The sequence below is a fragment of the Roseateles sp. genome, assembly GCF_046300915.1.
GTDB lineage: Bacteria > Pseudomonadota > Gammaproteobacteria > Burkholderiales > Burkholderiaceae_C > Kinneretia.
In genome coordinates this window covers 1-22,370 of the sequence record NZ_JBKCLH010000146.1, presented here as the reverse complement: position 1 = coordinate 22,370, position 22,370 = coordinate 1, and the positions used below count along the sequence as shown (strand labels likewise).

The following is a 22,370-nucleotide window of genomic DNA, read 5'->3' as shown; positions in this document are numbered from 1 at the left end:
GTCCAAGCCGCTCGCGCCACCACCACCCCCCCCCAATGCGCCCGAGCCCATCGTGCGCTTCGTCAATCTGGAGGCGCCCAAGTTCCAGTTGGCGCCGCATCTGGTGCTGGCGGTCATGGCCACCGAGTCCAATTTCGACGCCCAGGCCCTGTCGCCCAAGAATGCCCAGGGCCTGATGCAGCTGATTCCCGACACGGCCGCGCGCTTCAATGTGAAGCGGCCCGGCGATCCGGTGCAGAACATCCGCGGCGGCATGGCCTATCTGCGCTGGCTGATGGCTTATTTCGAGGGCGATGTGGCCCTGGTGCTGGCGGCCTACAACGCCGGCGAGCGTGCGGTGGATCGCTACCGCGGCGTGCCGCCCTATGCCGAGACCCGGCACTATGTGCGCAAGATCCTTAGCGCCATGGGCGGCCAGGTCTCGCACCCCTTTGATGCCTCGGTCACCAAGCCCTCGCCCATGCTGTCCCTGCTGCGACCGCGCGCCTCCTGAAGAATTCGGCGGCGCACCATGAGAAAAGTGCCTCGACGAGGCCCTTTGTCATGCGTTGTGCGTGGGTGCTTTGAGGATCAGTTGCCGCGCTGACGGCGACGGCTCAGGAAGCCCAGCACGCCCAGGCCGGCCAGCAGCATGGCATAGGTCTGGGGCTCCGGCACCGGGCTGGTGGGCACGAAGGGCTCGTAGCCCAGTTCGAAAGCTTGGGAGACCGATTGGCCGATCACCGTGCCTTCCACATGTCCCGTGCCGCGGAAATCGGCCTTGGGAGCGAGGATGCTGCCTTCCACGAAGGTGCTCACCGTCACCTCGCTGGCCTCGGCGAAATTGAACAGCACACGGCCACGCAGATCGTCGAACAGGCCCAGGTAGTTGCCGGTCAGGCTGATGGCGCCAGCGTTGCGTACATTGATCACGACCCAGGAGTCGGCGGCGACATTGGTGAGTTTCAGTGTGCCGATGCTGAGCTTGTTCTCCCAGTTTGGTTTGGCCATCAGGTCGAAATACTCGACGGCTCCGTTTTTGCCAGAGCCGGTGAGAGTGGTGTCGGACCAGGGCGCTTCGACCTTGCCATTGCCCTTCTGAGCGGCCAGGGTGCTGGAGAGTCCGCCGAGTTGGGCCTTGGCCTGGGCGAAGTCGATCACACCGGTCTGCTGGCGCAGGTCCAGTCCCTGGGTCTGGCCGCTCAGCGCGCCGCCGTAGACGCCGTAGCCGGGGGCCTTCTGGTACTCGGTGATGGGGCCCACGCTCAGGTTGGTGTCCACCGGCTTGCTCGGGCCGTTGTAGAGGCCGCCATTGCTGTTGAAGTGGGCGTTGCCGCCCACCACCAAGCTGGGGCCGGCGCTGCCGTGGGGCGCGCGGTAGCCGATGGAGCCATTGCCGGTGAAGTTGCCGCCCACGGCCAGGCGACCCTCCACATCATTCTGGGCTTTCACGTCGCCGAAGAAGAAGCCGCTGTAGGACGTGGCCACGCCAAGGTCGATGGAGGGCAGGGCCATGGCGCCGCTGCAGGCCAGGCTGGCCAGGAGGCCTAGGACCGAATGCATACCAGTCTTCTGGCCGAAAGCTTGCTTCTGCACGGACATCGTGTATTCCCTTGCGTGGTTGTGGATTTGCCCCTTTTGGGTGCGTGGGCGCATTCTTGCGAAGCGGGGGGGCTAGGGATACCCCTTGCTCAGGTGGTATCTGACTGGTTTGTGCTCTTCGTCACGAAACCAGCCGGTTCACCCGGGACCTTGAGGCCGCCTCTCGCCCTCGCCACTTGCCGCTCGGCCGGTGACGTGCGGGGCGTGGGTGGCGGCAGGGCGCCGTGACGCGACAATAGCGAGGCCAGCTCGGACGCCATCAGCCTCTCTTGTCCTTTCGCCAGCCTCCAGTCCCTTGCACGGCTTGTGCAAACCCGCTTGCCAGGCCCGCTGTCGATGCCAATGAACGAGAGAACCCGATCATGATCAAAACTGCCCCAAGTCACCGCGTCCGCATGTCCAGACCGGCTCTGCGCGTCGCCTTGCTGCTGGCCCCGGCGCTGCTGCTGAGCGCCTGTGCCGCGCTGCGCCAGGCTGGTACCGAGCCTGCTGCCCCTCTGCCCAGCGCGCCCTTTGTCCTGCTGGGCGAGGTGCACGACAACCCCGCCCACCATCTGGAGCGCGCGGCCCTGCTGCGCCGCCTGCTGGCCGACGGCCGGCGCAGCACCGTGGTGTTCGAGCAGATGGGGCGGGACCAGGACGCGGCCCTGGCCGCCGCGCCGCGCGAGGCCGAGGCCCAGAGCCAGGCTGGCGGCCTGGACCGCCAGGGCTGGCGCTGGCCCCTGCACAAGCCGCTGTTCGAGGCGGCGCTGGCCGGCGGCGCCCAGCTGCGTGGCGGCAATATCAGCCGCGATCAGGCTCGCGCTCTGGTGCGCCAGGGTGAGGCCGCCTGGCCCGAGGATCTGCAGCCGCTCAAGCTCGCCACACCCTGGGCCCAGGCCCAGCAGCAGGCCTTGCAGGCCGAGATCGAGCAAGGTCATTGCGGCGCCATGCCCGCGCGCTTGCTGCCCGGCATGGTGCTGGCCCAGCGTGGCCGTGATGCCGCCATGGCCCAGGCCATGCTCAAGGCCCGCGCCGCCGGGGCCGAGCGCGTGATCCTGATCGCCGGCAATGGCCATGTGCGGCGGGACCTGGCCGTGCCGCACTACCTGGAGGCCGCCGGCGTGCCGGCCGAACAGATCCATGTGCAGGCCTATCTGGAGCCGGCGTCCGGCCCGGCCGGCGCTGAGCCCCAGACCGACTTGTATGACAGGGTGGTGCGCACCGCCAAGGCGCAGCGCGAGGATCCCTGCGCCGCCCTGCGTCAGACGGGCAAGTCCTGAGCCCTGAGGGGCTGGGTCCGTGCGCAGCCCGTGACCTGGGGTCCAGTCCATTAAAGTGCGCGCATGCAAGCCTCCCGCATGCCAGCCTCTCGCCGCCCGCTCACCACCCTCTGGGCGTCGGTGGCCCTGCTGCTGGGTGCGCCGGCTTGGGCGCAGTGCTCCCGACCCATCGTGGTGCCGGCGGCCCCCACGGGCTTCAGCATGATGGTCGAGGGCGATGTCGTGCGCGGCATCTACCCCGATTGGCTCAGGGCCGTGGGCCGGCGCATAGGCTGCAGCTTCGAGTTTCCGGTCGTGCCCCGCGCACGGGCCGACCAGATGTTCTTCGAACAGCACAGTGCCGACATGCTCACGCCTTCATCGCAGACCCGCGAGCGCGATGGACGGGCCGAGTTTGTGCACTTCTACAGCCTGACCCCGGCGCTGGTCACCCATCAGAGTGTGCGGGGCGAGATTCCACGCGATGTGGCGAGCCTGCTCAAGGACACGAAATGGCGGGCCGCCATGGTGCGGCGCTACAGCTTTGGTGACGAGTACCAGGCGCTGCTGCGCGAGCTGGAGGCCGGTGGCCGGGTGGACTATGTGGCCGATCTGGATACCGTGGAGCGCATGCTGCGCGGAGGTCGGGTGGACTTCACCATCCTGCCGGCCTCGCTGATGCACTCGGCCCTGCTGGACGGACAGGCCGCTCAAAGCGCCGGCGAGTTCCGCTATCACGAGCTGCGCGGGCTCAGCCCCATACGCTCGGGCGCCTATCTGTCCCTGCGCTCCCTGCCGCAGCGCGATCGGGACCTGCTGCGCGAGGCTCTGGGCAAGGCCGCGCGTGACGGCTCGTTCCGCAAGTCCCACGAGCCCTATCTGCCCGAGAGCGTGCTCAGGACGGATCGCTTTCTGAACCCGTAGGCGCGGCCGTCCTCGGCGCCGGCGCGGGCTGCGCGAGCGGCGCATCAAGGGGCTGATCGGGAGCCATGTGCTCCAACGCCCCCAGGGCGCGGCGCAGGCTGCTGGCGCTGGGCGACTCGATGTAGACACAGCGCTTGCCGTGGCGTTTGCAATGGTCCTTGACCCGCCAGTAGGCATCGTGGCTGATGCAGCCGGTCTGGCAGATCACCAGATCGGCCGCGGCCAGGCTGGCATCCAGCTTGGCCACGGCGTCTTCCTCGCCACCGTCGTGGTGCAGAAAGCGCCCGCCGGTGCGCTCGATCAGCTGGCGGTAGATGGGCACCACCGACTGCCGCCCGCCCACGCAGAGCACGGCGCGCTCATTGAGCACAGGCACCGGCGCCGGTTCGGTCTGCGCCGCTGCCTCGACCGGCACGGCCGGGTGGGGCGCGGCTTGCTGCGCTTCCTGGCGGCGGCGCTGCTCGCGCTCCAGCTGCTGCTGGGCATGCAGCAGGGCGCGTTCGAGCTGGTGCATGCGTTCCTGCTGCTGGCGGATTTGCTGGGCCTGCTCCTGGCGGTGGCGCAGGCCCGGCATGGCGGCTTCCAGGGCCGCGAACTCTTCGCGCAGGCCGGCCAGCAGGCTGTCGCGCGCCAGCAGCTCGCCGCGCAGGCGCAGGCGCTCGGCCTCCAGGGCCTCGATCTGGTTCTGGCGCTCGGCCAGCAAGCGGCTGCTGCGCGACTGGGCCTGGGCCAGCTCGCGGGCCAGCACCTGGTTCTCGTCGGCCAGGGCCTCCAGGCGCTGCAGATCGGCCCGGTTGGCCGCGCCCACCTGATGCTGCAGCATGTGGATGTCGCGCAGCACCTGCTCCTGCAGCTCCGCCTCGCAGCGCGCGTGGGTCAGGGTGGCCCAGAGCGAGCCGGCCACATCGCTGCCGTTCTGGGCGGCCTGCCACCAGCGGCCCAGGGCCTCGACGCTCTTGTGCTGGGCGGCCTGGCGCAGGGCCAGGGCATAGCGCTGGTCCAGCTCGCGCTGCAGGGTCTCGGCAATGGGGCTGCGGCGGTTGCATTCATTGATGGCGCCGCAGTGCAGGTCGTAGTCGGTGTTCAGGGGCACACCGCCCAGGCTCTTGCCCAGGCGGCGGCGCAGCACCGGCATGGGCAGGCACACCCCGATCACCGGTCACAGTGCCTGGCTGGGCAGTTCACACAGACGGCGCCGGCGCGAGCCGCGCAAGGCCTCGCGCAGCTCGCGCGCCTCGCTATTGCTTTCGAGCCGTGGCTTCAGCGCGGCGGCCAGGGTGGGGCGAGCGGGTGTGTCGTCCTGCGCCGCCAGCAGGGGGCTGAAGATATTGGGCTTGTCGCACATGGTTCAGGCTTGCGTTGACATGGACGGGGCGTTGCGGACCGGGTGGTTCAGGCCGCCTGGCGCAGCGGCAGCAGGGCCAGGCCCTGCTCGTCGCGCAGCAGGCGCAGGCGCATGTCGTAGAGCTGCTCCAGCAGGGGCAGGGCGGCGGGCAGGGCGTCGCAGTCGGCCAGCACCCGGCCCTGCTTGATCAGCCACAGTCGCTCGAAATGGTTCATCGCCAGGTTCAGGTCGTGCAGCACGGCCACCAGGGCATGACCGCGCGCGGCGGCGAAGTCCGCCAGGCCGTCCATCAGGGCCTGGACCAGGCCGGGGTCCAGGGCGGCCAGGGGCTCGTCTACCAGCAGCAGGCCCTCGCGCTGGTCCCAGGCCTGGGCCATCACGCGGGCCAGCTGCACCCGGGCCTGCTCGCCGCCCGAGTGCGTGTCGAAGCGTCGGCCCCAGAGGTGGGCAGCCTGGGCCGCGGCCAGGGCCTCGCGCAGGATGCGCTCGCCGCCCGGGTCCGTGCCCAGCGCCACGCGGCCCAGGCTCACCACCAGCTCCACCGGCAGGCCGAAGGCCACACCCTGCTGCTGGGGCAGCACCGCGCGGCGTCGTGCCAGGGCGGCCCGGTCCCAGCCGTCCAGGGTGCGGCCCTCCAGCAAGACCTGGCCCCGGCTGGCCGGGCTGTCGCCGGCCATCAGGCGCAGCAGGCTGGACTTGCCGGCCCCGCTGGGGCCCAGGATGGCGATGCGCTCGCCCGCGCGCAGGCTCAGCGCGAAGGGCCCCAGCGGGGCGGGCGCCGTGCGGCCGGGCAGGGCCAGCTCGGCCGCCTGCAGCTGCAGCAGGGGCGGCGCCATCACAGCGCTCCCGGCTGGCGGCGCAGGGCGCCGCGCAGCAGCCAGAGGAACCAGGGCGCGCCGATCAGGGCGCTGAACACGCCCACCGGCACCTCGGCCGGCACGGCCACGCTGCGGGCCAGGGTGTCGGCCAGCACCAGCAGCAGGGCACCGGCCAGCATGGCGCAGGGCAGCACGCGGCGCTGGTCGGCGCCCACCAGCTGGCGCGCGAGATGCGGCGCCATCAGGCCGATGAAGCCGATGCTGCCGCACCAGGCCACGGCCAGGGCGCTGAGCAGGGCGATGCCCGCCACGACGCGGCGGCGCAGACCGTCCACATCCACGCCCACATGGCCGGCCGCAGCCTCACCCAGGGCCAGGGCATTGAGCTGGGGCGCCAGGCGGCGAGCCAGGGGCACGAGCAGGGCCAGGGTGGCGGCCATCAGGGCCACCATGCCCCAGTGGGCACCGGCCAGCGAGCCCAGGGTCCAGAAATTGATGGCACGCAGCTGCTCATCATTGGCCAGGAAGCTGCACAGGCCCACCACCGCAAAGCTCAGGGCCTGCAGGGCCAGACCGCACAGCAGCAGGGCGGCCACCGAGCCCGGGGCCAGCCAGCGCGCCAGGCGGGTGAGCAGCAGGCACACGCCCAGGGCGCCCACAAAGCCCAGCAGGGGCAAAAGCCACAGGCGCCAGCTCGGTGGCAGGGCCAGCTGCAGGCCGGCGAACACCGTCAGGCTCAGGGCCACCGCAGCAGCGGCGCCGCTGCTCACGCCCAGCAGGCCCGGCTCGGCCATGGGGTTGCGGAACAGGGCCTGGGCCAGGGCGCCTGCCAGGCCAAGGGCTGCGCCCACGCTGGCAGCCAGCAGCAGGCGCGGCAGACGCAGCTGCCACAGCACATGGGCGCTGGCGCTCACAGGCCCCTCGGCCCAGGGGCCGTAGAGCCAGTCACGCGCCTGCAGGGGCACGGCGCCGAACTGCAGGCCCGCCAGCAGGCTCAGCAGCAGGGCCAGGGTCAGCAGCAGCGTGCGCGAGAGCCGCGGGCCGGCGGCGGGGAGGGCCGAGGGGCGCGCAAGCGCCGTCGCGGTAGGCAGGATGGCGGCCATGGTGCATCAGGTCCGGGTTGTGGCGGGGCCGTGGATCAAGCTCACCAGGCGTGCCAAGGCCTGGGGCAGGCGCGGGCCGAAGCCCAGCAGCTCCATGGTTTCCATGGCGGCCACGCGGCCGGCCGGGCCGGCGGGCGTCTGGGCCAGGCCGTTCTGCCGCAGCAGGCCGGCGCTGCCGCCCAGCAGGTCCAGGCTCTGCTGGGTGCTGAGGATGAGGTCCGGCGCCGCGGCAATGGCCGCCTCGGGGCTCAGTGCCTTGTAGCCCTGCACGCCCTGCAAGGCGTTGCGTGCGCCGGCATAGGCCAGCATGGCCTCGGCCGCCGTTTCCTGGCCGGCCATGCGCATCTGGCCCGGCGCATGCGCCATCACGAAGAGCACGCGCGGCCCGGCCGTGCCAGCTGTGCGGCGCCGTGCCAGCTCGCCTTGGGCCTGGGCCCACTCGGCCTGCAGTCGAGCACGCAGCTCGCGCGCCTGGGCCTCGCGGCCCAGCAGGCCGCCCAGGCGTTCGGTGCGGGCCAGCACGCCTTCGAAGCGGTAGTCCGAGCGCAGCAGCTGCAGGGGCACGCGCGCGGCCTCCAGCTGGCGCAGCACGGCGGGCGGGCCGGCTTCCTCGGTGGCCACGATCAGGCTGGGGCTGAGGGCCAGCAGCCCTTCGGCGGCCAGGGTGCGGGCATAGCCCACCTGAGGCAGGCGCTGGGCCGCGGCGGGGAAGAGCGAGGTGCTGTCCACCCCGACCAGCAGGCGCTCGGCGCCCAGGGCGTAGATCAGCTCGGTGAGCGCGCCGCCGATGCTGACAATGCGCGGCGCCGGGCCGGCGTGCGCACGCAGGGCGGGCGTGCCCAGCAGGGCCAGGGCACCGAGCCCCAGGAGCGGGCGCCGCCTCAGCATGCCGCCACCCCTTGAGGGCTGGCGTCCGCGGCGGCGCGGGCCTCGACCAGGCTGTCCAGCAGGGCGCGCCAGTCGCAGCGCTCGGCCTGGCCGGGTTTGCGCTCGCCGAAGAGCATGGCGATGTTGCGGCCCTGGGCGTCGAAGAGCTCCAGCGAGCTGACCAGACCATCCACCGTGGGCTTGCGCACCAGCCAGGCGCTGGCGATGTGGTCTTCGCGCAGATGCAGATTGAAGCCCGGGTCCAGCACATTGATCCAGGGCCCCATCACCGCGACGCGCTGTACCGGGCCGCTGTGGATCTGGATCATGCCGGGATTGCCGGTGAAGACCATGATGGACACGCCCTGCTGCGCGGCGCGCTGCAGCAGCTCCAGCGCACTGGACGTGGCCAGGGGCAGGGCATAGGCCGGGTCGGCCAGGCGCAGGGCCTGGGTGCGGGACACGCCATGCTGGCGCAGCAGACCGAAGAAGTCGTGCGTGTCGCGCAGTGAAGCCCAGTCGCGGCGCAGGGCGGCGGCGTCGATCTCGGCGTCGGGACGCTCGGCGGGCTCCTGCCAGGCCGCGGTGGTCTGCAGGCCGGGCTGCTGGTCCGGGGCCGCGAAGCGCTCGCACAGGGCCTCATAGGCCACCAAGTCGCTCTCGGGGCGCAGAAACACCTTGTGGATGGCCGCCCCCGCGGCGTCGAAGAACTGCAGGCTGCGCTGCAGGGCGCCATCGGCCAGGCGCTCCTGCACCGCGAAACCGTGGCACCAGTGGCTGTAGAAGAGGCGCAGATCGATGGCGCCGCCCAGCACCAGGCCCACGGGGCCCTGACGGCTGCTGTGGTGGTAGACCCCCACCTTCTCGTGCACGCAGCTTTCGTTGCGGGTGAGGGCCATCAGCTCGCCCAGGGGCTCCAGGGCGGCGATGAGCTCGGCCCACTCGGGGCGCAGGCGGCGGGCCTGCAGCGGGGATTCCTGGGGGTCGAAGCCGCCCAGATGGGCGGCCAGCAGCTCGGCCTCGCTGAGCTGCAGCTGGGCGGCCAGCTCGCGGTGGCGGACTTGACGTTCCTGGCGGGCCAGGCGGAAGGCGTGGCGGACGGCGCCGTGGTTGGGCGCGGGGCTGGCGTGCATGGGTGAACGCTCCTGTTCAGGGTCGGCATGAGCGTCCCCCGGAGCGTCCGCAGCCGGTGGTCCCGGCCGAGGGCGCCCCGGTGGGGCGGCGTGGCGGGCTGGCACAAGGCTGGCGTGTTGATGGATGGGGCGACCGAGGTCGCGTTGCGGGGTTCTCAGCCCCGTCGGCGTGGCAGCAGCCTCACTTGGTGAGGATGAGCTTGCCCAGGGAGGTCAGGCGCAGGCGGTAGAGCTGTCCGGCATGCTCGATCTCGATCTCGCGCTCCTGGCCCATCAGGGACTGGCTGCTGAGCCGGCGGCGGCCCGGCTGCGGCGGGGGCAGGCCCAGGGAGGACGCGGCCGGCATGCCGGGCTCATGCGCCAGGGTCTGGCGCGGCAGGGTGTGGACGGTGGTGCTCATGCGCCCATCTTAAATGCGAACTATTCGCAATAGCAAGCACTAAGCGCATCCCACCAAGGAGGGGCTGCGCGGCGGTGTGGCCCGTAGCTGCAAACGCTTCGCATGCAATGCGCCGGGGTCGGGTCTTGTCCGCGTTCAAGCGCAGGCGGGCGCACAATGCCCGCCAGTCCGCAAGAAGGAGATGAAGATGAAGGGCGATGCCAAGGTTCTGGAATACCTCAATGCACAGCTCAAGAACGAGCTGACCGCGATCAACCAGTACTTCCTGCACTACCGCATGCTGAAGAACTGGGGCTTCGAGCGCATGGCCAAGCACGAGTACCAGGAGTCCATCGAAGAGATGAAGCATGCGGACCGTCTGATGGACCGCATCCTGCAGATCGAGGGCCTGCCCAATCTGCAGGACCTGGGCAAGCTCTACATCGGCGAGAGCGCCGTGGAGATCCTGAGCTGCGATCTGCGTGTGGAGATGGGCTCGCACGGCCTGCTCAAGGAGGCCATCGCCTACTGCGAAAGCGTGCGCGACTATGTCTCGCGGGAGCTGCTGGAAGACATCCTCAGCGACACCGAGGAGCATATCGACCACCTGGAAACCCAGATCGAGCTGGTCAAGCAGGTGGGCGAGCAGAATTACCTGCAGTCCCAGATGGGTGGCGGCGAGTCCTGAACCCCCTGGATGAACCGGCCCGGGATGGGCCGGCGAGATCAGCAAGGCCGCAGCTCAGCTGCGGCCTTTGTCATTTACGGGGTTTATTGACGACTTTTGCGGGCAAATCCCGGCGGCAGTGGGGGTCTTTGGTGCGAATATTATTGAGAAAGGTTCGCATTTGCTTTAGAGTGCGTGACACCCGGACGCCTGTTCCGCCGGGAGTTCCAGCCCGCTCACGCCACCATGATCGTCTGCCTCTGCCACCGAGTTTCCGACCGCGATATCCGCCACGCCGTGGACGCCGGCATCCGGAACTTCGAGCTCCTGCAGGACGAAACCCGTGTGGCCTCGGCCTGCGGTTGCTGCCATGACTGCGCCCGCGAGGTCTTTGATGCGGCGGTGGGCAGCAAGCAGGGCTGCCCGGGGCTGTGTCATGTGGATGTGGCCGGCGGCAGCGAACGCCAGGTCGTGCCGCTCAGCCTGGCCTGAAGCCACACCCGCTCAGGCGGCCTTCAGCAGGCCCTTGGTCTCGATGAAGTCAATCACCTGATCCAGGCCGGTGCCGGTCTTGAGATTGCTCATCACAAAGGGCTTGGTGGGGCGCATGCGCCGCGTATCCGCCTCCATGATCTCCAGATTGGCGCCCACATGCGGGGCCAGATCGGTCTTGTTGATCACGAAGAGGTCGCTCTTGGTGATGCCGGGGCCGCCCTTGCGCGGGATCTTCTCGCCCGCGGCCACATCGATCACATAGATGGTCAGGTCCGAGAGCTCGGGGCTGAAGGTCGCGGCCAGGTTGTCGCCGCCGCTCTCCACGAAGACGATGTCGGCGTTCGGGAACTTTTCCAGCAGGCGGTCCACCGCCTCCAAATTGATGGAGCAGTCCTCGCGGATGGCGGTGTGCGGGCAACCGCCCGTTTCCACGCCCATGATGCGCTCGGGCTCCAGCGCACCGGCCACGGTCAGCAGGCGCTGGTCTTCCTTGGTGTAGATGTCGTTGGTGACCACCACCAGGTCGTAGCGCTCGCGCAGGGTCTTGCACAGCACCTCGACCAGGGTGGTCTTGCCGGAACCCACCGGCCCGCCCACCCCCACGCGCAGCGGGGGCAGCTTCTTGGTACGGCCGGGAATGTGGTGCAGGGGAGTGGTCGTGCTCATGGCTTGTGTCAGTATCGCGGTCCGATACAACAAGCAAGCTTAGTGCCATGAGTCTTGAAATCAGGCGGGCAGATGTGCATGACGCCGACCAGATCGCCACCCTCTATCTGGCAGCGCGCCGTCGCCATCTGGCCTTCGCACCCCTGGTTCATTCCGAGCCTGATGTGCGGCGCTGGGTGGCTGAGCTGCTGCTGCCCGCGGCTAGAACCTGGCTGATTTCGGAAGCGCCGTCCGGGGCACCCTTGGGCTTTCTTAGCGACGCCGCCGATGAGCGAGATGAAGGGGCCTGGATCGAGCAGCTCTACCTGAGCCCGGACCGCGTGGGCCAGGGCCTGGGCGCCCGGCTGCTGGTGCACGCTCTTGCTCGCCTGCCGAGACCGCTCAAGCTCCACACCTTCGAGGCCAATGCTGGCGCGCGCCGCTTTTACGAACGCCATGGCTTTGTCGTTCAGGATCGGGGCGATGGCTCGGGCAATGAGGAAGGCTGCCCAGACTTGCTGATGGTGCTGCGCGACAAGGGGCTCTGAAACGGAGCACACCACGGAGAAGAAGAACAACAAGGTCGACAGAGCGCCGCCTTGCCGCGCAGCGCGCGTTCCGGATTCACCAGAACGCGCAGCGCCGCAAGGGATGAACCTTGCGGCGGGGGCGGAGCCGCAGCTCCGCGAGGGTCAGGTCTTGCTGTTGAGGCGACGACCCGATGTGATCAGGGCTTGGCGGCCGGCTTGGCCTCGGGCTTGGCTTCAGGCTTGACGGCTGCTGCGGCTGCGGGCTTGGCCGTGGCTTCTTTGGCAGCTTCGGCCTTCGCAGCTTCGGCCTTGGCGGCGGGCTTGGCAGCCTGCGACGCCGCGGCCTGGGCCGGTGCGGCTACCTTCGCTTCGACCTTGGGCTCGGCCTTCGCGGCAGCCTTCACCTCGGCCTTGGCCTCGGTTTTGGGAGCCGGCGGGGCCGCCGGAGCCGCAGGGGCTTGTGCCAGGGCAACACCGGCAGACAGGGCCAGCAGGGCGGTGCTCAGGGTGGTCTTCAGGGTGCTCATCGTGACTCTCCGTGGAGTGGTGAAAGGTAGTGACACAACGAGGGCGTAGGACCCGCAGTTGACCCTCTGGCGAAGCGCTTGCAATGTCTTACAAGTGGCTGCCGAACTGCTTCACGATGGCTTCGGTCAAGGGCCCGCGCACGCTGCGCCGGCACAGCAGACCCAGATTGCGCCGCAGCGGCAGCCCCGGTAGCGGCAGCACGCGCAGTGCCGGGTCTTGCTCCCAGCCGGCCTTGCGCAGCAGGGGGAGCAGGGCCACGCCCACGCGCTGACGCACCAGCTCGGCCAGGGCCTCGATGGAGTTGAGTTCCAGGAACTCCTGCAGCTTGGGATGTCCCAGGCGGCGCAGGGCCTGTTCCACCAGCACGCCGGTGCGCTCGCTGCGGTCAAAGCGCAGAAAGGGGCTGCGGCTCAGCAGCCGGGCGGGGCTCTGGCGCGCCGCATCGGCCGGCGCCAGCAGCACGAGAGCCTCCTCATACAGAGGAATCCAGCTGAGCCCAGGCGCAATGCGACCCGGGCCCCGCACCAGCACGGCGGCATCGAGCTGGCCGGCCTGCACCTGGGCCGCCAGCTCGCCGGACTTGGCCGAGATCAGCTTGAGCTCCAGACCCGCATGCGCCTGCTTGAGCGCCACCACCGCGTGGGCCAGCGGCGCCACGGCCGAGACCACGGCACCCACCCGGTACGCGCCCTGCATGGGATCGGCGCGCTGGGCCGCATCGCGCAGCTCCTCGTGCAGCTGGGCATCCAGGGCCAGCATGCGCTCGGCCCAGGGCAGCAGGGCCTGGCCCGCGGCATTGAGCTGGGCCGAGCGTCCGCCCTGGCCGCCGCGGTCGAACAGCGTGCGCTTGAGCTCGGCCTCCAGATTGCGCATCTGCAGGCTCACCGCGGCCTGGGTCAGGGCCACCTCGGCCGCGCCGGCGGCGAAGGAGCCTTGGTGCGCCACGGCGACAAAGCAGCGAAGGGTGCGCAGGCTGGGCATGGCAAGAAGGTCTTGTGATGGAGGCAAGAAATATTAGCTTTTCTTGCGATGGGCCAGCTCTCACAATCGGAGCTCGTCACTTCCGCCCCCACTGCTTCCGGAGTTCTTCATCACCATGAGCCAGCACGCCTTCGACTGGAACAGCGGCTACCCCAGCCAGCGCAGCCCGGTCTTCGCCCGCAATATCGTGTCCACCTCGCACCCGCTGGCGGCCCAGGCGGGTCTGCGCATCCTGGCCCAGGGCGGCAATGCGGTGGATGCCGCGATTGCCACCGCGGCCTGCATGACCCTGGTGGAGCCCTGCAGCAACGGCCTGGGTTCGGACGCCTTCGCCATCCTGTGGGACGGCAAGGAGTTGCACGGCCTGAATGCCTCGGGCCGCGCCCCGCAGGCCTGGGATGTGGGCTACTTCCGCAAGAAGTACGGCGCCGAGGCCAAGAGCCTGCCCAAGCGCGGCTGGGATGCCGTTACCGTGCCCGGCGCCGTGGCCGGCTGGGTGGCGCTGAGCCAGCGCTTTGGCAAGCTGCCCTTTGCCGATCTGATGGCGCCTGCCATCGAGATTGCCGAGCGTGGCTATGCGGTGCCGGTGATCGTGCAGCAGAAGTGGACCCTGGCCTCCAAGGTGGAGGATCTGGTGGCTCAGCCCGGCTTTGCCGAGGCCTTCCTGCCCAAGGGCCGCGCGCCCCATGTGGGCGAGCTGTTCCAGTTCAAGGCCGCGGCGCGCACCCTGCGCCTGATCGCCGAAACCAAGGGCGAGGCTTTCTACCGCGGCGAGGTGGCCGCGGCCGTGGAGGCCTTTGCCAAGCAGACGGGCGGCGCGATGACGGCGGCCGATTTCGCGGCCTACCAGCCCGAGTGGGTCACACCCATCAGCCAGGACTATGCCGGCCACACCCTGCACGAGATCCCGCCCAACGGCCAGGGCATCGCGGCCCTGATGGCCCTGGGCATCCTCAAGCATCTGGATGTGGCCCAGCACGCGGTGGACAGCACCGCCTCCCAGCATCTGCAGATCGAGGCCATGAAGCTGGCCTTTGCCGATGTCTACCAATACGTGGCCGAGCCCGCGGCGATGGCGATGACGCCGGCCCAGATGCTGGACCCGGCTTATCTGGCCGAGCGCGCCAAGCTGATCGACATCAAGCGCGCCCAGGACTTCAAGGCGGGCAACCCGGTCAAGGGCGGCACCATCTACCTGACCGCGGCCGACGAGAGCGGCATGATGATCAGCTTCATCCAGAGCAACTACATGGGCTTCGGCTCGGGCCTGGTCGTGCCGGGCTATGGCGTCTCGCTGCAGAACCGCGGCCATGGCTTCACGCTGGAGGATGGCTTCGCCAACCAGGTGGCGCCGGGCAAGCGGCCCTTCCACACCATCATCCCGGCCTTCCTGACCAAGGACGGTCAGCCGGTGATGAGCTATGGCGTGATGGGCGGCAATATGCAGCCGCAAGGCCATATGCAGACCCTGGTGCGCATGCTGGACTACCAGCAGCAGCCCCAGGCGGCCTGCGACGCGCCGCGTTGGCGCTTCAACGAGGGTCTGTCCATCAATGTGGAGCCCAGCATGAAGCCCGACACCATCGAGGGCCTGCGCGCCCTGGGCCATGAGATCGGCGACATCCACGACAGCTACCAGGACTTCGGTGCCGGCCAATTTATCTGGCGCCTGGGTGATCCGGCGGTGGAGGGCTATGTGGCGGCCAGCGACCCGCGCCGCGATGGCGCGGCCGTGGGTTACTGAGCCGGGCGATCCGTGCAAGCCGCGATGGGCGGCTTGCTTGTCCTGCGTCAAGCCCGACGTTACGATCGAGCCCTACTCCAGACCCAGCCATGACCAAGCTGCTTGATCGCACCAGATGCCGCACCGCGGGCCCTGCCGCGGCGGCGCTGCGCGCGCGCGGCTTGTGGTCCTGAGCGCTGCTGCCTTCCGTTTTTCTGGCGCAGGTCCGTTGGGTTTCTCTGTTGAGATACCGACGGGCGGCCCTTTCTGGAGATTCCCATGTCGTCGACCCGGCCCACGCCCTGGTTTGACCGGCTCAAGCAAAGCCTGACCCTGCCCCCCGGGGATCTGCTGCGCGACCGTATCTACCGCCGCCTCTGGACTTCCATCCTGATCAGCTCCCTGGGCGGGCAGATCACCATGCTGGCCCTGCCGCTGACGGCGGCCCTGCTGCTCAACGCCAGCCCCACCCAGATGGGCCTGCTCACGGCCATGGAGATCGCGCCTTTCGTGCTCTTCTCCCTGCCCTCGGGTGTGTGGCTGGACCGGGTGCGCAAGCTGCCGGTCTATATCTGGGGCGAGACCTGTCTGGCCCTGGTGGTAGCCACCGTGCCCGTGGCGGCCTGGATGGGCTGGCTGTCCATGACCTGGCTCTATGTGGTGGGCTTTGTGCTGGGCACGGTCTACACCACGGCCGGCAGCGCCGCCCAGATCGTGCTCACCCAGGTGGTGCCGCGCGAGCGCCTGGTGGAGGCGCACGCCAAGAATGCCCTGGCCTCCTCGGGTGCCGAGGTGGCGGGGCCGGGTCTTGCCGGAGCCCTGATCAAGATGCTGGGCGCGCCCATGGCCCTGGCGGTGGACGCGGTGCTGGTGCTGATCTCGGCCCTGATCCTGCGCGGCATCAAGGTGCAGGAGCAGCTGCGCGTGCAGCCCGACGCGGACTTCTGGCGCGACCTCAAGGCCGGCCTGCGCTTTGTGCGCGACAAGCGCCTGCTGGTGAGCCTGGCCGCGGCCGTGGGCGGCTGGCAGCTCTGCCACAACGCGGCCCTGGTGGTGCAGATTCTTTTTGCCACGCGCACCCTGGGCCTGTCGGGCCAGACCGTGGGCCTGAGCTATGTGGCCCTGGGCGCGGGCACGGTGCTGGCCAGCGTCTTCGGCCACCGCATCAGCCGCCGGCTCGGGCCCGGCCCCAGCCTGATCGCAGGCTTTGGCGTCTGCGGTCTGGGCTGGCTGCTGCTCTCGGTGGCGCCGGCCAATGCCCTGGGCATCGCCGCCTTTGCCTTCATGCTCTTCACCTTCGGCATCGGGGCGGTGCTCATCTTCATCAACTTCCTGTCCCTGCGCCAGGCGGTCACGCCCGCGCCCCTGCTGGGCCGCATGACCAGCACCATGCGCTGGCTGATTCTTCTGCCGGCGGGGCCGGGCGCCCTGATAGGCGGCTGGCTGGGCGAGCATCTGGGCCTGCGCGCGGCCCTTGCTTTTGCGGGGGCCGGCGCCGTGCTGCTCACGGCCCTGGTCTGGCGCCATGGCGTGATCCGCGCCGTGCGCGAACTGCCCAGCCCCGAGGATGCGCAGCCGGAGTCGCCGGCCGGCCATGCGGACGCCGGGCCCGCCTTGCAGCCCAGCAAGTGATGGTGAAGATGTCGACCCAAGAGGAGCCCCGGCCATGAGCCTGCCCGACCCCGTGCTGATCCAGGTGCCGGAGCGCCTGGAGACCGAGCGCCTGGTGATTGCCATGCCGCATATCGGCCTGGGCCAGGCCCTGAATGCGGCCATCTGTGAGTCCCTGGACGCGCTCAGGCCCTGGATGATCTGGGCCCAGACGGCGCCCAGTATCGAGGACAGCGAGGCCGTGGTGCGCCACCAGGTGGCGCGCTTCATTGAGCGCAGCGATCTGGTCTACCAGTTCTATCTCAAGGGGCCGCAGGGTCAGGCGGGGCGCCTCTTGGGCGGCACCGGCCTGCACCGCCTGGACTGGACGGTGCGGCGTTTCGAGATCGGCTACTGGGTGCGCAGCAGCGCCCAGGGCCAGGGCTATGTGAGCGAGGCCGTGCGCGCCCTGGCCGACATGGCCTTCACCCAGCTGCGCGCGCGCCGGGTGGAGATCCGCGCCGATGCGCTCAACACGCGCAGCCGCGCGGTGGCCGAGCGCTGCGGCTTCGAGCTGGAAGGCGTGCTGCGCCGCGACGCGCTGAACACGGCTGGCGAGCCGCGAGATACCTGTGTGTATGCGCGGATTGAGGCTGTCAGTAGCCGGGGCGAGGGCTAGCGTGCTGCGACTTCAGGGGAGAGGCCGCGGCGGGGTGAGCGACTTCTGAAGGCTGATTGCTGTTGTTCGCGTCAGGCCCGACCTCTGACAGCTATGACCCAATGCAGATGCCCGGACACGTTTTGCAGAGTTCCCGTCAGCGCCACTTCGCGGGGCTAAAGGCTACGACCTGCAAAGTCGGCAGCACCCGGTACGTTGCGTCATTGCCTCACGAGCGTGTACTACGATTGGTACTGCCAGGCGAAAAGGTATGACTCCTTGCCTGCAGAGCATGTTTGAGCGGCGAACCCGAGGGAGGAGCGCAAATGGTTTTTCCACAGGCTGCGGTTTGGAATCGCGAATCTGCTGATATCTCGCGAGAGAACGTTAAGCGCGAAAGCAGTCCATGTTCATTCTTCTGTTCTCAGGGGCGATCGCTGTGCCTTGCGGCAGAGTATTTTTCAGATCACCGGCTAGATCCCACTGCACGGGGTGGTGTCGCAGGCAAGCATCGACACAAGAACCAATTGGCCATATACGGCCAACTTATGGCCGCCTTCGAATACATGTTGAAGGACTTCGTCGCCAAGGCCATCGACGCCACGAGTGCGTTCGACGACAAGATCAAGAAGATGGAATGGCTGAACGTAACGACCGATCGCGTGCTCTCGCAGCGAGTTGTGCAGACCACGGTCGGAGCCATGCTAGTCCACCCGACATTAGGCTGGCACACGCCGGGAACCGTGGATGAGCGGTTCAAGAGCCTATTCGGCGTGCCAGCCTTCAATGGCACAGAGGTCACAGCGCTGAACACACTTTGGGTGCTTCGGCACTCGGTAGCTCACAACGCGGGCTTTGTGACTGCGCACGATGCAGCGCGCATTAATCAGCCAGCGCTCGCCGAAAAGGTCGCGCACATTGACGATGAGTTCATCAAGGCGACGTTCGAGTTTCTAAAAGTGATTGCTCAGCGATTGCCTACAACCTGTGGCAAGAGCATCCTCAAGCAATGGTTCGGGACCGTGAAGGAATACGGTATCGACTTCTCGCGCGATCAACCTGCTTACGCGCGCGCTAAGCTGCTTGCGACGTGTGTGGTTAGTCGAACCGAGGCTTTGCCAGATATTACCGAGCAGATTTACGCAGCCGATTGGGCCATATACGCGGTATAGGAACAACGGGGCGGAGTCTCGCCAAGCTGACTCGCTGCTACTTGAGGGTGCCCATACGAAGCTGGAAAAGGTAGCGGAGGCGGATAGCGCGAATTCTCTTAAGTGGCTCATTCGCTCAAGAGCCACACAGCCGCCGGCGGTCAACGTCTGAAGATGTGTCGAGAGCAGCCTCCCTTGGCGGTCAGGCCGAGTGGCAGCAACCGCTGCGCAGCAGGCGTCCCCCGCAACCGCGGAGGCCACCCCCTCCCCGCCACTCACCCCACCGGCGAGAACCGATCCACCGCGTCGCTGATGATGCCGTCCACCCCATTGCCGATCAGCCACTGGGCGGTGGCCGGGTCGTTGACGGTGTAGACCACGGCCTTCATGCCGGCGGCGTGCAGCTGCTGCACCAGGGCGCGGTCCATCAGCGCGTAGTTGGTGATGACGGCGGCGCAGCCCAGGGCCTGGGCGGTGGCGAACCAGCCGTCCCAGAGCTTGTCCACCAGCAGGCCGCGCGGCACCTCGGGCGCACTCGCGCGGGCGCCTTCCAGGGCCTCGGGCTTGAAGCTGCTGAACAGGGGCAGGGTGCCCGAGCCGGCCCACAGGCGCAGCACCTCGCGCCCCAGCACCTCGCCGGTGTGGCGCTCGGTGCCGGGCGTGGGCTTGATCTCGATGTTCAGCGCGAAGCGGTTGGCGAGCACATAGCGCGCCAGCGCGTCCAGGCTGGGGATGGGTTCCCCGGCGTAGGCACGGCTGTGCCAGGCACCGGCATCGATGCGCGCCAGTTCCGCCCAGTCGCGCTCGCCGGCCACACCGCGCTCGGGCGTGGTGCGGTCCAGCGTGGCGTCATGCAGCAAAAAGGGCTGGCCATCGCGGCTGAGCTTGGCATCGCACTCGAAGGCGCGCCAGCCATGGCGCGCGCCCTCGCGGAAGGCCGCGAGGGTGTTCTCCGGTGCCAGCTTGCCGGCGCCACGGTGCGCCACCCAGAAGGGCATGGGCCAAAGTGCTTGTGTATCCATCACCATGTCGTGCATTTCCGAGGCGCGTAGCGCGTAGGGGGTGGGTTACTCCACCCGTTGCTTGGTCTGGGCGTCGAACCAGTGCAGCTGCTTCGCGCTGACTTCCAGCATCAGGGTGTCACCCATCTTGGGCGGGGTCAGGGTGCCGTCGATGCGCAGCGTGAACTGCTCGCTGCCCAGACGGCCGTAGATCAGGCGCTCGGCACCCAGCATCTCGATCATCTCGACCTTGAAGGCCCAGTCAGTGGTGCCGCTCGCCGGGCCGCTCCCAAGAGCGGCGGCACCCCCTCGGGGGGCATGGGGGTCGTCAAGCCCTTTCCAGTGGTCCAGATGCTCGGGGCGCAGGCCCATGATCAGCTCGCCGTCGCGCGGTGCCGGTGCTGGCAGGGCCAGGGTGACGCCGCCCACCGTGAAGCTGCTGCCCTGGGCCTGGCCCTTGAGCAGGTTCATGGGCGGGGAGCCAATGAAGCCGGCCACAAAGGTGGTGGCGGGGCGGCTGTACACCTCCTCGGGCGTGCCGATCTGCTCCATATGGCCGCCGTTCATCACGATCATGCGCTGGGCCAGGGTCATGGCCTCCACCTGGTCGTGGGTCACGAAGAGCGAGGTCACGCCCAGCTCGCCGTGCAGCTTCTGGATCTCCAGACGGGTCTGGGCGCGCAGCTTGGCGTCCAGGTTGGACAGCGGCTCGTCAAACAGGAAGACCTGGGGGTTGCGCACGATGGCGCGGCCCATGGCCACGCGCTGGCGCTGGCCGCCCGAGAGCTCGCGCGGCTTGCGCTCCAGCAGATGGCCCAGCTCCAGGATCTTGGCCGCCTTGTCCACGCGGGCCTTGATCTCGTCCAGCGGCACCTTCTTGATCTTCAGGCCGTAGGCCATGTTCTCGAACACGCTCATGTGGGGATACAGGGCGTAGTTCTGGAACACCATGGCGATGTCGCGGTCCGCCGGCTCCACGTTGTTGACCACGCGGGTGCCGATGGCGATCTCGCCGTCGGACACCTCTTCCAGACCGGCCACCATGCGCAGCAAGGTGCTCTTGCCGCAGCCCGAGGGGCCCACGATCACGATGAACTCGCCGTCCTTGATCTCGGCATTCACGCCGTGGATCACCTGGTTGGCCTTGGGGCCGTGGCCATAACGCTTGACCACATTGCGCAGGGAAATGCTTGCCATATCTATCTCTTACTTTTCAGTGTCAACCAGGCCCTTGACGAACCACTTCTGCATCAGCATCACGACCATGGCGGGCGGGATCATCGCGAGCAGGGCGGTGGCCATGACCACATTCCATTCGGTGTAGGACTCGCCCGCGACCAGGCGCTTGATGCCCATCACCACGGGGTACATGCTTTCCTCGGTGGTCACCAGCAGGGGCCAGAGGTATTGGTTCCAGCCATAGATGAACTGGATCACGAACAGGGCCGCGATGCTGGTGCTGGACAGGGGCAGCAGCACATCCTTGAAGAAGCGCATCGGGCCGGCACCGTCCATGCGGGCGGCTTCCACCAGCTCGTCCGGCACCGTCATGAAGAACTGGCGGAACAGGAAGGTGGCGGTGGCCGAGGCGATCAGCGGCACCGTCAGACCCGCATAGCTGTTGAGCAGGCCCAGATCGGCCACCACCTCATAGGTCGGGCCGATGCGCACCTCCACCGGCAGCATCAGCGTGACGAAGATGGCCCAGAAGAAGAACTGCTTGAAGGGGAAGCGGAAGTAGACGATCGCAAAGGCCGAGAGCAGGGAGATTGCGATCTTGCCGATCGAGATCACCAGGGCGCTGATCAGGCTGATCTTCAGCATGGGCAGGGCCGGCGGGATCTTGCTGCCGGCGCTGGTCTCGCCACCAAAGAGGGCCAGCTTCCAGGTTTCCAGCATATGGTCGCCGGGCAGCAGGGACAGCGGGCGGCTCTGCGCGATCTGCTCGGCCGTCTGGGTGGAGGCCACAAAGGTCAGATAGACCGGGAAGGCCACGATCAGCACGCCGAGGATCAGCGTCAGATGGGCCAGCAGGGTGAGGGCTGGACGACGTTCAACCATATCAATACTGCACTTTCTTTTCGACGAAGCGGAACTGCAGCACCGTCAGGGCGATCACCACCACCATCAGCACCACCGATTGAGCGGCCGAGCCGCCCATGTCCAGGGCCTTGAAGCCGTCGTAGTACACCTTGTAGACCAGGATGGCCGTGTCCTTGCCGGGGCCGCCATGCGTGGTGGCATCGACGATGGCGAAGGTGTCGAAGAAGGCGTAGACCACATTGATCACCAGCAGGAAGAAGGTGGTCGGCGAGAGCAGGGGGAACACGATGGTCCAGAAGCGGCGTGCCGGGCTGGCACCATCGATGGCCGCGGCCTCGATCAGGGACTTGGGGATGGACTGCAGGCCCGCCAGGAAGAACAGGAAGTTGTAGGAAATCTGCTTCCAGACGGCCGCCACCACGATCAGGGTCAGGGCGTGATCGCTGTTGAGCAGATGGTTCCAGTCCAGACCCATGGCCTGCAGGGTGTAGGACACCACGCCGATGGAGGGGGCGAACATGAAGAGCCACAAGACGCCAGCCACGGCCGGTGCCACGGCATAGGGCCAGATCAGCAGGGTCTTGTAGGCCATGGCGCCCTTGATGACTCGGTCCGCCATCACCGCCAGGATCAAGGCCACCGACAAGCCGCATACCGCCACCAGGGCGGAGAACAGCGCCGTGACCTTGAACGAGGCCAGGTAGCTCTCGTCATTGAAGAGGTTGCGGAAGTTCTCCAGCCCCACCCACTCGACGGAGGTGCCGAAGGCATCCTGCTGCTGCAGCGACTGCAGCAAGGCCTGGCCAGCGGGCCAGAAGAAGAAGATGGTGATCACGGCCACCTGCGGCGCCAGCAGCAGCCAGGGCAGCCAGCGCGATCGGAACAGGACTCTTTTTTCTACAGACATCACGGGTCCTTCAGAAAAGATCAAACCCGCCGCCCGGCGAACCGGGGGGGCGGGTCAGGG

Annotated in this window: 25 protein-coding genes; 10 read left to right on the top strand and 15 right to left on the bottom strand. The window is 68.3% G+C overall.

The annotated features are described in order from the left end of the window. The coding region (locus tag ACK5F2_RS11420) for a lytic transglycosylase domain-containing protein (RefSeq protein ID WP_409864731.1) at nt 1-493 on the top strand (493 nt) is incomplete at its 5' end. A 77-nt stretch (nt 494-570) separates the two neighbouring features. Here ACK5F2_RS11420 and ACK5F2_RS11415 read toward each other — a convergent pair. Further along, entirely contained in the window at nt 571-1,542 is a 972-nt protein-coding gene (locus ACK5F2_RS11415) for a collagen-binding domain-containing protein (protein WP_409864730.1), read from the bottom strand. Between the two features lie 434 nt (nt 1,543-1,976). On the opposite strand from ACK5F2_RS11415, the gene ACK5F2_RS11410 reads away from it, so the two are divergent. Further along, nucleotides 1,977-2,843 (top strand): ChaN family lipoprotein, encoded by an 867-nt coding sequence (locus ACK5F2_RS11410; protein ID WP_409864728.1) that lies wholly within the window; start codon nt 1,977-1,979, stop codon nt 2,841-2,843. Between the two features lie 78 nt (nt 2,844-2,921). Beyond that, complete coding sequence (locus ACK5F2_RS11405; RefSeq protein WP_409864727.1) at nt 2,922-3,746, top strand: substrate-binding periplasmic protein; 825 nt, start codon at nt 2,922-2,924, stop codon at nt 3,744-3,746. Here ACK5F2_RS11405 and ACK5F2_RS11400 read toward each other — a convergent pair. The 7 genes from ACK5F2_RS11400 to hemP form a co-directional block, all read right to left on the bottom strand. Continuing rightward, nucleotides 3,718-4,902 carry a DUF2325 domain-containing protein gene (locus ACK5F2_RS11400; protein WP_409864726.1) on the bottom strand — a complete coding sequence of 395 codons (1,185 nt, stop codon included), beginning with the start codon at nt 4,900-4,902 and terminating at the stop codon, nt 3,718-3,720. The two genes, ACK5F2_RS11405 and ACK5F2_RS11400, sit on opposite strands and share 29 nt — an antisense overlap. A 3-nt stretch (nt 4,903-4,905) precedes the next feature. Continuing rightward, nucleotides 4,906-5,091 (bottom strand): hypothetical protein, encoded by a 186-nt coding sequence (locus ACK5F2_RS11395; RefSeq protein WP_409864725.1) that lies wholly within the window; start codon nt 5,089-5,091, stop codon nt 4,906-4,908. 47 nt (nt 5,092-5,138) lie between these two features. Next, nucleotides 5,139-5,927: an ATP-binding cassette domain-containing protein gene (locus ACK5F2_RS11390; protein WP_409864724.1), complete on the bottom strand. Its 789-nt coding sequence runs from the start codon at nt 5,925-5,927 to the stop codon at nt 5,139-5,141. Then, complete coding sequence (locus ACK5F2_RS11385; RefSeq protein ID WP_409864723.1) at nt 5,927-7,012, bottom strand: FecCD family ABC transporter permease; 1,086 nt, start codon at nt 7,010-7,012, stop codon at nt 5,927-5,929. Before ACK5F2_RS11385 ends, ACK5F2_RS11390 begins: the two co-directional genes overlap by 1 nt. A gap of 6 nt (nt 7,013-7,018) precedes the next feature. After that, nucleotides 7,019-7,900 (bottom strand): hemin ABC transporter substrate-binding protein, encoded by an 882-nt coding sequence (locus ACK5F2_RS11380; protein WP_409864722.1) that lies wholly within the window; start codon nt 7,898-7,900, stop codon nt 7,019-7,021. Further along, the gene (locus tag ACK5F2_RS11375; protein ID WP_409864721.1) at nt 7,894-9,012 is read right to left on the bottom strand and encodes a hemin-degrading factor; all 1,119 of its coding nucleotides are present in this window, start codon (nt 9,010-9,012) and stop codon (nt 7,894-7,896) included. Before ACK5F2_RS11375 ends, ACK5F2_RS11380 begins: the two co-directional genes overlap by 7 nt. A gap of 181 nt (nt 9,013-9,193) precedes the next feature. Then, entirely contained in the window at nt 9,194-9,412 is a 219-nt protein-coding gene (hemP, locus tag ACK5F2_RS11370; protein WP_133604317.1) for a hemin uptake protein HemP, read from the bottom strand. A gap of 187 nt (nt 9,413-9,599) precedes the next feature. Here hemP and bfr point away from each other — a divergent pair, with 187 nt between their 5' ends. Both bfr and ACK5F2_RS11360 read left to right on the top strand, forming a co-directional pair. Beyond that, nucleotides 9,600-10,079 carry a bacterioferritin gene (gene bfr / locus ACK5F2_RS11365; RefSeq protein WP_133604316.1) on the top strand — a complete coding sequence of 160 codons (480 nt, stop codon included), beginning with the start codon at nt 9,600-9,602 and terminating at the stop codon, nt 10,077-10,079. A 225-nt stretch (nt 10,080-10,304) separates the two neighbouring features. Continuing rightward, a complete protein-coding gene (locus ACK5F2_RS11360; RefSeq protein ID WP_409864720.1) occupies nt 10,305-10,550 on the top strand; it encodes a bacterioferritin-associated ferredoxin in 246 nt (81 codons plus the stop codon). 12 nt (nt 10,551-10,562) lie between these two features. Here the strand turns inward: ACK5F2_RS11360 and ureG are convergent, their stop codons facing one another. After that, nucleotides 10,563-11,219: an urease accessory protein UreG gene (gene ureG, locus ACK5F2_RS11355; RefSeq protein ID WP_409864718.1), complete on the bottom strand. Its 657-nt coding sequence runs from the start codon at nt 11,217-11,219 to the stop codon at nt 10,563-10,565. A 47-nt stretch (nt 11,220-11,266) separates the two neighbouring features. Between ureG and ACK5F2_RS11350 the strand changes: the two genes are divergently transcribed. Continuing rightward, entirely contained in the window at nt 11,267-11,746 is a 480-nt protein-coding gene (locus tag ACK5F2_RS11350) for an N-acetyltransferase family protein (protein ID WP_409864717.1), read from the top strand. 179 nt (nt 11,747-11,925) lie between these two features. Here the strand turns inward: ACK5F2_RS11350 and ACK5F2_RS11345 are convergent, their stop codons facing one another. Together ACK5F2_RS11345 and ACK5F2_RS11340 are read right to left on the bottom strand one after the other, a co-directional pair. Further along, complete coding sequence (locus ACK5F2_RS11345; protein WP_409864716.1) at nt 11,926-12,255, bottom strand: hypothetical protein; 330 nt, start codon at nt 12,253-12,255, stop codon at nt 11,926-11,928. Between the two features lie 88 nt (nt 12,256-12,343). Continuing rightward, the gene (locus ACK5F2_RS11340; protein WP_409864714.1) at nt 12,344-13,237 is read right to left on the bottom strand and encodes a LysR family transcriptional regulator; all 894 of its coding nucleotides are present in this window, start codon (nt 13,235-13,237) and stop codon (nt 12,344-12,346) included. Nucleotides 13,238-13,352: 115 nt separating this feature from the next. On the opposite strand from ACK5F2_RS11340, the gene ACK5F2_RS11335 reads away from it, so the two are divergent. The 4 genes from ACK5F2_RS11335 to ACK5F2_RS11320 all read left to right on the top strand — a co-directional run bounded on the left by ACK5F2_RS11335 (nt 13,353) and on the right by ACK5F2_RS11320 (nt 18,380). Continuing rightward, entirely contained in the window at nt 13,353-14,981 is a 1,629-nt protein-coding gene (locus tag ACK5F2_RS11335) for a gamma-glutamyltransferase family protein (protein WP_409864713.1), read from the top strand. A 258-nt stretch (nt 14,982-15,239) separates the two neighbouring features. After that, the gene (locus ACK5F2_RS11330) at nt 15,240-16,592 is read left to right on the top strand and encodes an MFS transporter (protein WP_409864711.1); all 1,353 of its coding nucleotides are present in this window, start codon (nt 15,240-15,242) and stop codon (nt 16,590-16,592) included. 34 nt (nt 16,593-16,626) lie between these two features. Then, the gene (locus ACK5F2_RS11325) at nt 16,627-17,229 is read left to right on the top strand and encodes a GNAT family N-acetyltransferase (RefSeq protein WP_409864710.1); all 603 of its coding nucleotides are present in this window, start codon (nt 16,627-16,629) and stop codon (nt 17,227-17,229) included. Nucleotides 17,230-17,534: 305 nt separating this feature from the next. Next, entirely contained in the window at nt 17,535-18,380 is an 846-nt protein-coding gene (locus tag ACK5F2_RS11320) for a hypothetical protein (protein ID WP_409864709.1), read from the top strand. A gap of 254 nt (nt 18,381-18,634) precedes the next feature. On the opposite strand, the gene ugpQ is transcribed toward ACK5F2_RS11320, so the two are convergent. The 4 genes from ugpQ to ugpA are packed head-to-tail and all read right to left on the bottom strand — an operon-like array spanning nt 18,635 to nt 22,310. Next, nucleotides 18,635-19,381, bottom strand: a complete 747-nt coding sequence (gene ugpQ, locus ACK5F2_RS11315) for a glycerophosphodiester phosphodiesterase (protein WP_409864708.1) — start codon at nt 19,379-19,381, stop codon at nt 18,635-18,637. A 45-nt stretch (nt 19,382-19,426) separates the two neighbouring features. Then, nucleotides 19,427-20,557: a sn-glycerol-3-phosphate import ATP-binding protein UgpC gene (locus tag ACK5F2_RS11310; protein ID WP_409864707.1), complete on the bottom strand. Its 1,131-nt coding sequence runs from the start codon at nt 20,555-20,557 to the stop codon at nt 19,427-19,429. 9 nt (nt 20,558-20,566) lie between these two features. Then, complete coding sequence (gene ugpE, locus ACK5F2_RS11305) at nt 20,567-21,421, bottom strand: sn-glycerol-3-phosphate ABC transporter permease UgpE (RefSeq protein WP_409864706.1); 855 nt, start codon at nt 21,419-21,421, stop codon at nt 20,567-20,569. A 1-nt stretch (nt 21,422) separates the two neighbouring features. Continuing rightward, entirely contained in the window at nt 21,423-22,310 is an 888-nt protein-coding gene (gene ugpA, locus ACK5F2_RS11300) for a sn-glycerol-3-phosphate ABC transporter permease UgpA (protein WP_409864705.1), read from the bottom strand. Nucleotides 22,311-22,370 lie beyond the last annotated feature (60 nt).

Excerpts from the sequence above, each read along its gene's own strand:
- ACK5F2_RS11390 (WP_409864724.1), bottom strand. The coding sequence starts at position 5,927 with ATGGCGCCGCCCCTGCTGCAGCTGCAGGCGGCCGAGCTGGCCCTGCCC.
- ACK5F2_RS11330 (WP_409864711.1), top strand. The coding sequence starts at position 15,240 with ATGTCGTCGACCCGGCCCACGCCCTGGTTTGACCGGCTCAAGCAAAGC.
- hemP (WP_133604317.1), bottom strand. The coding sequence starts at position 9,412 with ATGAGCACCACCGTCCACACCCTGCCGCGCCAGACCCTGGCGCATGAG.
- ACK5F2_RS11415 (WP_409864730.1), bottom strand. The coding sequence starts at position 1,542 with ATGCATTCGGTCCTAGGCCTCCTGGCCAGCCTGGCCTGCAGCGGCGCC.
- ACK5F2_RS11380 (WP_409864722.1), bottom strand. The coding sequence starts at position 7,900 with ATGCTGAGGCGGCGCCCGCTCCTGGGGCTCGGTGCCCTGGCCCTGCTG.
- ACK5F2_RS11410 (WP_409864728.1), top strand. The coding sequence starts at position 1,977 with ATGTCCAGACCGGCTCTGCGCGTCGCCTTGCTGCTGGCCCCGGCGCTG.
- ACK5F2_RS11375 (WP_409864721.1), bottom strand. The coding sequence starts at position 9,012 with ATGCACGCCAGCCCCGCGCCCAACCACGGCGCCGTCCGCCACGCCTTC.
- ACK5F2_RS11405 (WP_409864727.1), top strand. The coding sequence starts at position 2,922 with ATGCCAGCCTCTCGCCGCCCGCTCACCACCCTCTGGGCGTCGGTGGCC.
- bfr (WP_133604316.1), top strand. The coding sequence starts at position 9,600 with ATGAAGGGCGATGCCAAGGTTCTGGAATACCTCAATGCACAGCTCAAG.
- ACK5F2_RS11350 (WP_409864717.1), top strand. The coding sequence starts at position 11,267 with ATGAGTCTTGAAATCAGGCGGGCAGATGTGCATGACGCCGACCAGATC.
- ureG (WP_409864718.1), bottom strand. The coding sequence starts at position 11,219 with ATGAGCACGACCACTCCCCTGCACCACATTCCCGGCCGTACCAAGAAG.
- ACK5F2_RS11360 (WP_409864720.1), top strand. The coding sequence starts at position 10,305 with ATGATCGTCTGCCTCTGCCACCGAGTTTCCGACCGCGATATCCGCCAC.
- ACK5F2_RS11310 (WP_409864707.1), bottom strand. The coding sequence starts at position 20,557 with ATGGCAAGCATTTCCCTGCGCAATGTGGTCAAGCGTTATGGCCACGGC.
- ACK5F2_RS11385 (WP_409864723.1), bottom strand. The coding sequence starts at position 7,012 with ATGGCCGCCATCCTGCCTACCGCGACGGCGCTTGCGCGCCCCTCGGCC.
- ACK5F2_RS11340 (WP_409864714.1), bottom strand. The coding sequence starts at position 13,237 with ATGCCCAGCCTGCGCACCCTTCGCTGCTTTGTCGCCGTGGCGCACCAA.
- ugpE (WP_409864706.1), bottom strand. The coding sequence starts at position 21,421 with ATGGTTGAACGTCGTCCAGCCCTCACCCTGCTGGCCCATCTGACGCTG.
- ACK5F2_RS11325 (WP_409864710.1), top strand. The coding sequence starts at position 16,627 with ATGAGCCTGCCCGACCCCGTGCTGATCCAGGTGCCGGAGCGCCTGGAG.
- ugpA (WP_409864705.1), bottom strand. The coding sequence starts at position 22,310 with ATGTCTGTAGAAAAAAGAGTCCTGTTCCGATCGCGCTGGCTGCCCTGG.
- ACK5F2_RS11320 (WP_409864709.1), top strand. The coding sequence starts at position 17,535 with ATGGTTTTTCCACAGGCTGCGGTTTGGAATCGCGAATCTGCTGATATC.
- ACK5F2_RS11395 (WP_409864725.1), bottom strand. The coding sequence starts at position 5,091 with ATGTGCGACAAGCCCAATATCTTCAGCCCCCTGCTGGCGGCGCAGGAC.
- ACK5F2_RS11335 (WP_409864713.1), top strand. The coding sequence starts at position 13,353 with ATGAGCCAGCACGCCTTCGACTGGAACAGCGGCTACCCCAGCCAGCGC.
- ugpQ (WP_409864708.1), bottom strand. The coding sequence starts at position 19,381 with ATGGATACACAAGCACTTTGGCCCATGCCCTTCTGGGTGGCGCACCGT.
- ACK5F2_RS11345 (WP_409864716.1), bottom strand. The coding sequence starts at position 12,255 with ATGAGCACCCTGAAGACCACCCTGAGCACCGCCCTGCTGGCCCTGTCT.